Below are 9139 nucleotides of genomic sequence, written 5' to 3'. Positions count from 1 at the left end.
GACCTGTTCCGTGCCGAGTCACACCATTACGGCGGCTGATGCCGCCGCCGGCACGGTTCGCAATACGGCGATCGCGACGGGCGACGTTCTCGGCACGGTGGCGATCAGCTCCGCGCGGGCCCACGCTTCGGTCGTGGTGGCGGCGACTCCGCGGCACCACCATGGCTCGCACGGCGGCTTGCCGTTCACCGGCTTCGGGCCGACCCGGCCCTTGGTGAGCGCCGGCGTGGCCATGGTCGCGGTCGGTCTGCTGCTGGTGGTTGCCGCCGGGGTGCGCCGGCCACGCTCGGACTGATCGTCCGATCCCGGCCGTCCGTCACCGCATGCGGGAGGCGTCCGGCGCGGGACCGACCCAGCCCTGAAGGAACGGCCGCCCGTCCTTCTCCGGGGCGAATGGGATCCCCGAGGCCATCGCGCGCCACACGATGGCGGCCGCCTGACCTAGCCGGTTGATGCCCAGCATCAGCAGGATGGTGTCCGAGCTGGCCGCGACATGGGCGTGCAGCCCGGTCGCGACCACGGTCATGCCGATCCGCACGGTGACCAGCAGCACCCACAGCCCGATTCCCCATGTGGGCATCTGGCCCCAGAGCGCACCGTCCCGGCTCTCCAGCCTGATCGCCCGCCCTTGAGCGATCCCGATGGTGGCCACGAGCACGCCGCCCGCGACCAGGCAGGCGATGTCGATCGGTCGGACGGTGGGATGGCTGCTGCTGAGGTCGATCACACCGATCACCATCAGGACGATCGGCAGCACCACGACGCGCCGGCCACGCAATGGCTCGCCGCGGAACTGGCGGGCGATCACGAATCCCACGACGGCGACGACTGCAACGATTCGGACGAGCTCCGACACGATGGGTCCCTTCATTCGCGGTGTCGGAACCGACGCTAGGAAAGCTCGGGCGCGATCGCATCGACCCGTGGGTGGAGACCGGTTGGAGATCGGCGTACGACGGGCCTACAACCGTTCGAGGGTGTCAGGCGTGGGCTGGCTTGGTCACCGGCTGGACAGCGCTGAGCGTCGTCGTACGGAGTGGGACAGCTCTCGGCTGAACGACGGCCAGAACGGCAGCCCGGCGATGCCCAAGCCGCCGGCCGCGAAGATGCCGACCGCGAGGTCGACGCTGAGCCGGCCAGGAGCGCTCCAGTAAACGTCCTCGAGGTCGAGCAGCAGCGCGGCCTCGTCGATGATCAGTCCGGTCGCCACACCGAAGGCGACCGCGGTGCCGGGTCGCTCGACGCGGCGGACGCCCCGGATCGCCAGCGCGCCGATGCCCATCAGCATCGCGATCCCGATGTTGTAGTGGTGGAAGTGCCGGCCGCGGATCGACATCCCGCCGGTCTTCGGCCCGTGCCCGTCGCGGATCCAATGCGTGATGATGCGGGCCACGCCGAACGTCGCGCCGAAGGAAGCCCATGCGAGTACGGCGGACTGATGCCCACCGTCGAGCTCCTCGTGGAACGCCCGGCGGATCCGTCGATGAAGCCGGTCGTCGAAGGAGAACCGGCCGTCATGCGGTTGCGACATCCTGCGACCCTAAGGCCACGGCAAGGGCGCGTTGCGCTTGTGCACATTTCCTTCGGCCTTCCGAGCCGTTCACGCGACGTTCACGGTCTGGCCGGTCCGAATCATGCGCCGGCCGGGAATGGGGTCTCTAGCAGCTCGGTGAAAGGGGACCCCGTGACCGACGCAGTGGCTGCCGCAGCCCGCCCGGACGAGAACGTCTCGATCGACCGCGACTTCCTCGCTCAGCTCGACCGAGCGGAGACGAACCGCGAGCATTGGCGAATCCTGCTGACGTCCGGTATGGGCTTCTTCACCGACGCGTATGACCTGTTCGTCATCGGGGTCGTGGTGTCGATCTTGAAGAACGAGTGGGCGATCGCGAGCTGGCAGAAGTCGCTGGTCTCCTCGCTGGCGCTTCTGACTTCGGCCATCGGCGCGGTGGTGTTCGGCATTGTTGCCGACCGGCTGGGGCGCAAGCGGATCTACGGCTACGAGGTGCTCGTCCTCGCCATCGGGGCGGTGGCCTCGGCGTTCTCGCCGAACATCTACTGGTTGCTCGGTTTCCGAGCCGTCCTCGGGTTCGGGATCGGCGGCGACTATCCGGTCAGCGCAACCATCATGAGTGAGTACGCCGCGAAGGCCAATCGCGGCAAGATGGTCTCGTTGGTGTTCGCAATGCAGGGCGCCGGTCTCGTGGTCGGCCCGCTCGCTGCTATCGCGTTGCTGTCCACCGGGATGTCGCACGACACGGTGTGGCGTGTCCTGCTGGGGTTAGGCGCGGTCCCTGCGCTGTCGGTGTTCTGGCTGCGTCGCCGGATCAAGGAGACTCCCCGGTTCCTGCTGGCGCAGATGGAGGCGAAGGAGGCCGAACAGCAGGCGCGCGAGACCGGTCGGCTGACCGGGCTGCGCGGCGCCTTCGCCGATCGCCGACTGGTCCGCTGGTTGATCGGTGCGAGTCTGGCCTGGCTGTTCTTCGACTTCGTCTACTACGGCAACACGATCGCGAGTCCGCTGATCGTGAAGCTGGTCGCCCCGAACGCGAGCCTGACCGAGCAGACGGCCTACACGTTGGCGATCTTCGCGGTGGCCGCGGTGCCGGGATACTTCGTCGCGGCATGGACGATCGACCGCCTCGGGCGCAAGTTCGTGCAGCTCATGGGCTTCTCGGTCATGACGCTCGCCTTCCTGCTGCTCTGGCTGGTTCCCGGTGCGACGACGTCGGTGCTGCCGTTCCTGCTCTTGTTCGGAGCGACGTACTTCTTCGCCGAGTTCGGGCCGAACACGACGACGTTCGTCTACCCGGCCGAGATCTTCCCCGTGCGGGTTCGAACGACCTCCCACGGGATCGCTGCCGCGTCGGGCAAACTGGGGGCCTTTGTCGGTACGTACGCGCTCACGTCGCTGGTCGACGGGATCGGTCTCGGCCGATCCAGCGCGATCGTCGCCGGGGTGTCCCTTCTCGGGCTGCTTGCGACGACTCTGCTGCCGGAACCCAGAGGCAGGAGCCTGGAAGAGCTCACCGAGGAGCCGGATGCGGCTGTCGCCTATCCCGCCAGCGCTGTGACCCTCGGCGTCGCCGAAAGCCGCGGCACCCGGGTCGGGGCCCCCGAACGCGGCCGCCGGGCCTGACCGCGAGCGCTTGCCCCGACGCCGCCGCTCGATGTGTGCACGGTTACGTACCGCGGGCGGTAACTACCCGTGCACAAACCGAGCAAGTGGGGTCCTTCAGTTCCCACAATACGAACCGCGACTTGCTCGTCGAGGGGCCAGTCTTAGCCGTGCGGGCGCTGCGGTCCCGGTCACGTGGTAGCCCGGCGCCGCCGTGCGCAGATCCGTATCGTCGGGTTCGCCGGTCAGACGGCCGCACGCCGGAGATTTGCGCGCGCTGCGGCTAGCGCGATGCGGAGCTGTCCGGGGTCGCGGCGGACCTGGGTGAGCAGCAGGCCGCCCTGCAGGCTGGCCATGGTGGCGGTGGCGAGCTCGGCTGGGTCGGCGTCGGCTCGCAGCTTGCAGCGGGCCTTCATTCGGGTGAGGCCGTCGCGGAGGTGAGTCTCCCAGCGTTCGAGGCCGGCGGCGATGGCCGTCCGCGCTTGCGGGTCGTGTTCGGCGAGTTGGCCGGCGAGGGAGCCGATCGGACAGCCGCCGCGCGCTTGGCGTTTCTCCTGGAGGGCAACCAGTGCGGCGAACCAGCGGTCGATTCCGGCCCAGGAGTCGAGCCGGTCGAGGAGGTCGCCCTGGACGTCCAGCACGGCGTCGCTGGTGACGTCGATGACGGCCCGCACAAGCTCGTCGCGGTCGTCGAAGTAGTGGTAGAGCTGGCTTCGGCTCGCGCCTGCCTTGGCTCTGACGTCGTCGAGAGTCATTCCGGCGGCGCCCTTTTCGGCGACGAGTTCGGCCGCCGCGCGCAGGATGCGCTCGCGGGTCGCGCGGCCCTTCACGGTGGCAGGCGGTTGGGGCATAGCGATCAGCCTAAACGATTCTGGACTTGACAGTCCAGTCCTGGTGTGGTTCGGTAGCCGAGGATATTTTGGACCGTTTAGTCCACTACTAAGGAGCGGTGCTGTGAATCAACTAGACGGTAAGAGCGCACTTGTCACGGGTGGGACGTCGGGGATCGGGCGCGCCACCGCGGAGGCGCTCGCACGTGAAGGTGCTCATGTGGTGATTACCGGCCGGAACGAGACGCGCGGCACTGACGTGGTCGCCGCGATCCAGACGTCCGGCGGGAGCGCCGAGTTCGTCCGCGCCGACCTCGCGTCGGCCGATGAGGTGCGCGCGCTCGCCGAGCGTGCCGCCGACGTCGACATCGTGGTCAACAACGCCGGCGTGTTTCCCGGCGGCGCGACGCATGAGCTTCCCGAGCCGGTCTTCGACGAGGCCTTCGCGGTCAACGTCAAGGCGCCATTCCTGCTGACCGCGGCGATCGCGCCGCGGATGGCGGCCCGCGGCCACGGCGCCATCATCAACGTCACCACCATGGTGGCCGAGTTCGGTATGGCCGGCCTGTCGGTCTACGGCGCCTCCAAAGCGGCAACGGCGTTGTTGACGAAGGCATGGGCCGCCGAATACGGCCCGCAGGGAGTCCGTGTCAACGCCGTCTCGCCCGGCCCCACTCGCACGCCCGGGACTGACGCCATGGGCGACGGATTCGACGCGATCGTCTCGACGATTCCGCTCGGCCGGGCCGCCGACCCGCAGGAAATCGCGGAAGCGATCGTGTTCCTCGCCTCCGACCGGGCCAGCTACCTGAACGGGGCGGTCATCCCGGTCGACGGCGGTCGCGTCGCCGTATGACCACGACGGGAGCGAAAGGACAGCTCGCCGTGCGCGACTACCCCGAGAACATCGCCACCGTCGGTCACATCGAGCCGGTGCCGCGCCGGATCCGCGCCGTCCTGGGCGGCGTTACCGTCTTCGACACGACCCGGGCGCTGTACGTCTGGGACTCGCCGAAGTACCCCCAGTACTACATCCCCGTCGATGACATCGATTCCGAGCTGATCGTCGACGAGAACCGACCGGAACGTCTACGAAAGGGACGGGCCAGGCGGTACGGCCTTCGCGTCGGTGAGATCACCAAGCCTGGCGTTGGACATCTGTTCGCGGGCGAGGAGGTCGACGCGCTCGCCGGGATGGTGCGTTTCGATTGGGCCGCGTTCGACGCCTGGTACGAAGAGGACGAGCAGGTCTTCGTCCACCCCCGCGACCCATACACACGTCGACGCGATCCGCTCGACCCGACACGCTCGGATCGAGCTCGACGGCGTCGCCCTCGCCGAGTCCTCCTCGCCCGTGATGGTGTTCGAGACCGGCCTTCCGACCCGCTACTACCTCAACCGCACCGACGTGCACTTCGAACAACTACAGCCCACGCAATCGGTCACGAGCTGCCCCTACAAAGGCCGGACAACCGGCTACTGGTCGCTCGCTCACGCCGCCGACACGGACGATCTCGCCTGGACCTACGACTTTCCCACCGCAGCGCTGCTTCCGATCGCCGGCCTGATTGCCTTCTACAACGAGAAGGTCGAGATCTTCCTCGACGGCAAGCTGCTCGAGCTCCCGCGTACGCACTTCTCCAGTTCGCCGAAGGGAGCCGAATGACGACGCCGATCGCGGATCAGGTTCGACGGATGCGAGAGCACACAGACGGCGAGAACGCCTTCAGCCGTGAACAAGGCGCCCTCGCGGCGGCGATCGTGCCGAGCGGCCGATTCCCACTCGGCGCGCCCGTCCCCGACGCGAAGTTGCTGGACGCACACGGCGCTGCGACCACCCTGTACGACGAGGTCGCCGACCGGCCCGCAGTCATCGTCCTCTACCGCGGCGCCTGGTGCCCATATTGCAACCTCACCTTGCGGACCTACCAGCAACAGCTCTTCCCACGCCTTCGCAGCCGCGGTGCCGTGCTGATCGCCGTCAGCCCGCAGAAGCCCGACGGCTCGCTGTCGATGGTGGAGAAGAACTCCCTCGAGTTCCCGGTCCTCTCCGACCCCGGCAACTCAATCGCTCGGACCCTCGGCGTGCTCACCGCGCCGTCCGCCGAGGCGCTGTCAGTCCAGTTCGAGCACGGCCTCGACCTGACCGCCACCAACGCCGACGGCACCGTCGGGCTGCCGATGCCGACCACAGCCGTTCTCGACGCGGAGGGCCGGCTGCGCTGGCTCGACGTCCACCCGGACTACACAACCCGCTCCGAGCCGGACGCGATCCTCGACGCGCTCGACCACGCCCGCTCCGCCCGAGCGGCGACATCCACCCAACAACCACGATGAAAGGACCACAAACGATGAGCGTGCAACTTGGCATTCTCGCGCTGTTGGAGTCCAAGCCCGGCAAGGGCGATGAGCTGGCCGCCTTCCTGGAAGCAGGCCGCGAGCTCGCAGTCGCTGAACGGGGCACAGTCACCTGGTACGCGTTCAAAATCAGTGACAGCAGCTACGGCATCTTCGACACATTCGAGACAGACGGGGGCCGCGACGCACACCTAAACGGCCCAATCCCCGAGGCTCTCGGCAAGGTCGGCCCCGATCTACTGGCCAGCGATCCAGACATCCGCACCGTCGACATCGTTGCCGTGAAATAGCCGCTGACGCCGGCGACAGCGCCGCATCCGCGGCCTCCAGATTGCCCGGCGGATGATGAGCAGCTATCAAAACAGCACCAGCCTCGACGACAGCTTGATTTAGCGCATGCGTTTCACGCCCGACTGGGGCGCGCACTGGTACCGGCCAGTGTCGTGATCACTCTCCCCTGGTCGCTCAAGCAACGAGGCGTTCGCGTCAGCTGTCGAAACGGCGCGTGAGGCCGATTAGAGGATCCGGCCTACGTACGCGCCGACGGTGGCCGACGGCGCGTCGCCGCAGCCAGCAGAGGCGGACTGCCGTCCCGCTTGATGACGCTCGGCGGTTCGCACACGTACACCTATGGGGTGAGTGACGGGACTTGAACCCGCGACACCCGGGACCACAACCCGGTGCTCTACCAGCTGAGCTACACCCACCATCGCGGTTCGCCGTACGGCGTGGACCGCCTTCGGGAGTCTAGCCGCGAGTCAGCCGCTCGTGTCGGGCTCGGGAGCGGCGCCGGTGAGTTCCGTGGCCGCCGCCCGGGCGGCATCGGTGTCCGGGCCCGGTGGCGGTACCAGGACCGTCGCCCGGTAGTAGCGCAGCTCGTTGATGCTCTCGAGGATGTCGGCCAGCGCCCGGTGGCCGCCGCTTTTTGCCGGCGCGTTGTAGTACGCCCGCGGGTACCAGCGACGGGACAGTTCCTTGATCGTCGAGACATCGATCATCCGGTAGTGCAGGTGGTCGTCGAGCCGCGGCATGTAGCGCGCCAGGAACGAGCGGTCGGTCGCGATCGTGTTGCCGCACAACGGAGCCTTGCGGCGTTCCGGCACGTGCCGCTTGACGTAGTCGAGGACCTGATCCTCTGCCTGCTCGAGCGTCGTCGTCGCGGTCGCGAGAGCGTCGAGCAGGCCGGACGACGTGTGCATCTCGCGAACGACGTCGTCCATCGTCTCGAGCTGGGCAGCGTCGGTGGCGATGACGATGTCGATGCCCTCGTCGAGCGGGTTCAACTCGGCATCGGTGACCACGACGGCGATCTCGACCAGTGCGTCGACGGCGGGATCAAGGCCGGTCATCTCGCAGTCGATCCACACCAGAGCATCAGGTGGCACCGCGACACTCTCCCACGCCATACCCTGATCACGCGGTAAGCGCCCGTAGCTCAGTGGACAGAGCAGGTGCCTTCTAAGCACTTGGTCGCAGGTTCGACTCCTGCCGGGCGCACAGCCGGATGCACTGCGTGCGCATGCACACGCGCCGATTGTGGCGTAGGCACCGCCACCGCCGCGGGGCGTCGCCACAGAACCGCCGCGGACACCACGGCACTACCGACGAAGAACGCGATGATCAGTGCGATTCCGTGCCGGTACGTCGTGATCGCGTCGCCGGAGTGCGCACCGGACAGGATCGCGATCAGACCGGCCACACCGAGCACGGATCCGATCTGGCGGGCCATATTGAGCACCCCGCTGCCGGTCCCGAACCACGCCGGTTGCACGGCTGAGGTGCCGGCGCCGAGCAGCGACGGGATGGTCAGCCCGACGCCCATGCCGCCGACCAGTTGGGCCGGTAGCAGGTGGGTGGCGTAGGCGGGTGTTGCCTGTACGGCGAGCAGCCAGTACGCCTGCGAGGCGGCGTTCACGAGCGCCCCGATCACGGCGACCCGTCCCGGCCCGCCGATCCGTGCACCGAGGCGAGGGGCGACCAGCCGCGCGAACGGCAGCACGCAGAGCGGGCCCGGGGCGATCGCGAGCCCGGCCTTCACCGCGGAGTAGTGCCACTCGCCGGTCAGGAACTCGACCGCGTTCAGCACGAAGGCGCCGAAGCCGGCGTAGTAGAGCACCGAGGCACCGAACGCGCCGCTGAAGGTGCGCAGCCGCAGCAGCGGAAGCTCGATGATCGGCGCCGGATGTCCGGCCGAGTGGCGAACCACCGCGACCAGGCCGACGACCGCGACCAACAGCAGGCCGATCACGCGCGCCGAGCCCCAGCCCCAGTCCGGGGCCTTCACGAGGGACAGCGCAACCAGCCCGACCGACGCCGCGAGCAGCACCGCCCCCACGAGGTCGGGACGCGGGTGTGCGTCCGGGTCGCGGCTCTCGGGGATCGAGCGACGTACCAGCGCAAGCGCGAGCAGGCCGACCGGCACGTTGACCCAGAACACGAGCCGCCAGTTCTCCTGCACGAGCAACCCGCCGATGACGGGTCCGAGGCCCGCGCCGAGTGCGCCCACCGCCGACCAGGTGCCGATCGCACGGGCCCGATCGGCCGGTGGGACGACCGCAAGCAGCAAGGACAACGAGGTCGGCACCATCAGACCGGCGCCGACGGCTTGCACGACCCGGGCCGCGATCAGCAGACCGACGCCCGGTGCGACCCCGCAGAGCGCTGACCCGACCGTGAACGCGAGCAGCCCGGCGCCGAACACCTGCCGACGGCCGACCCGGTCCGCCCAGCGTCCGGCGGGCACGAGTACGGCGGCAAACACGATGGTGTAGGCGTTGAGCACCCAGGACAGCGCGCCGAGGCTGGTGCCGCCGTAGTCGTGACCGATGTACGG

The 9139-nt window shown here is 68.4% G+C and carries 9 protein-coding genes, 2 tRNA genes and 1 pseudogene; 7 read left to right on the top strand and 5 right to left on the bottom strand.

Annotation, left to right across the window (positions count from 1 at the left end; genetic code table 11):
- Nucleotides 1-295, top strand: a 295-nt coding sequence (locus VME70_15395; GenBank protein ID HTW21579.1) for a hypothetical protein, incomplete at its 5' end; no start/stop codon positions are given.
- A 21-nt stretch (nt 296-316) separates the two neighbouring features.
- Here the strand turns inward: VME70_15395 and VME70_15390 are convergent.
- Nucleotides 317-856 carry a hypothetical protein gene (locus VME70_15390; GenBank protein HTW21578.1) on the bottom strand — a complete coding sequence of 180 codons (540 nt, stop codon included), beginning with the start codon at nt 854-856 and terminating at the stop codon, nt 317-319.
- 144 nt (nt 857-1000) lie between these two features.
- Complete coding sequence (locus VME70_15385) at nt 1001-1531, bottom strand: hypothetical protein (protein ID HTW21577.1); 531 nt, start codon at nt 1529-1531, stop codon at nt 1001-1003.
- A gap of 153 nt (nt 1532-1684) precedes the next feature.
- Here VME70_15385 and VME70_15380 point away from each other — a divergent pair, with 153 nt between their 5' ends.
- The gene (locus tag VME70_15380; GenBank protein ID HTW21576.1) at nt 1685-3139 is read left to right on the top strand and encodes an MFS transporter; all 1455 of its coding nucleotides are present in this window, start codon (nt 1685-1687) and stop codon (nt 3137-3139) included.
- 224 nt (nt 3140-3363) lie between these two features.
- Here the strand turns inward: VME70_15380 and VME70_15375 are convergent, their stop codons facing one another.
- Entirely contained in the window at nt 3364-3969 is a 606-nt protein-coding gene (locus tag VME70_15375; protein HTW21575.1) for a TetR/AcrR family transcriptional regulator, read from the bottom strand.
- Between the two features lie 43 nt (nt 3970-4012).
- Between VME70_15375 and VME70_15370 the strand changes: the two genes are divergently transcribed.
- From VME70_15370 to VME70_15355, 4 genes and pseudogenes are all read left to right on the top strand, one after another.
- Nucleotides 4013-4804, top strand: a complete 792-nt coding sequence (locus VME70_15370; GenBank protein HTW21574.1) for an SDR family oxidoreductase — start codon at nt 4013-4015, stop codon at nt 4802-4804.
- Nucleotides 4801-5614: pseudogene (locus tag VME70_15365) on the top strand (DUF427 domain-containing protein). Before VME70_15370 ends, VME70_15365 begins: the two are co-directional and overlap by 4 nt.
- A 29-nt stretch (nt 5615-5643) precedes the next feature.
- Entirely contained in the window at nt 5644-6285 is a 642-nt protein-coding gene (locus tag VME70_15360; protein ID HTW21573.1) for a peroxiredoxin-like family protein, read from the top strand.
- Nucleotides 6286-6299: 14 nt separating this feature from the next.
- Nucleotides 6300-6596 (top strand): antibiotic biosynthesis monooxygenase, encoded by a 297-nt coding sequence (locus VME70_15355; protein ID HTW21572.1) that lies wholly within the window; start codon nt 6300-6302, stop codon nt 6594-6596.
- Nucleotides 6597-6937: 341 nt separating this feature from the next.
- Here VME70_15355 and VME70_15350 read toward each other — a convergent pair.
- Together VME70_15350 and orn are read right to left on the bottom strand one after the other, a co-directional pair.
- A tRNA-His gene (locus tag VME70_15350) sits at nt 6938-7013 on the bottom strand.
- Nucleotides 7014-7064: 51 nt separating this feature from the next.
- On the bottom strand, nt 7065-7712 hold the full coding sequence (orn, locus tag VME70_15345; GenBank protein ID HTW21571.1) for an oligoribonuclease: 648 nt from the start codon (nt 7710-7712) through the stop codon (nt 7065-7067).
- Nucleotides 7713-7730: 18 nt separating this feature from the next.
- Between orn and VME70_15340 the strand changes: the two genes are divergently transcribed.
- A tRNA-Arg gene (locus VME70_15340) sits at nt 7731-7803 on the top strand.
- The last annotated feature ends 1336 nt before the right edge of the window (nt 7804-9139 follow it).

It is taken from the genome of Mycobacteriales bacterium (assembly GCA_035504215.1).
GTDB lineage: Bacteria > Actinomycetota > Actinomycetes > JAFAQI01 > JAFAQI01 > DATAUK01.
Note: the sequence above shows the minus strand (reverse complement) of the source record. Positions and strands in the feature narration are given on the sequence as shown.

Bases quoted from the DNA above. Each gene is read 5' to 3' on its own strand.
- VME70_15360 (HTW21573.1), top strand. From the start codon at position 5,644: ATGCGAGAGCACACAGACGGCGAGAACGCCTTCAGCCGTGAACAAGGC.
- VME70_15385 (HTW21577.1), bottom strand. From the start codon at position 1,531: ATGTCGCAACCGCATGACGGCCGGTTCTCCTTCGACGACCGGCTTCAT.
- orn (HTW21571.1), bottom strand. From the start codon at position 7,712: ATGGCGTGGGAGAGTGTCGCGGTGCCACCTGATGCTCTGGTGTGGATC.
- VME70_15375 (HTW21575.1), bottom strand. From the start codon at position 3,969: ATGCCCCAACCGCCTGCCACCGTGAAGGGCCGCGCGACCCGCGAGCGC.
- VME70_15355 (HTW21572.1), top strand. From the start codon at position 6,300: ATGAGCGTGCAACTTGGCATTCTCGCGCTGTTGGAGTCCAAGCCCGGC.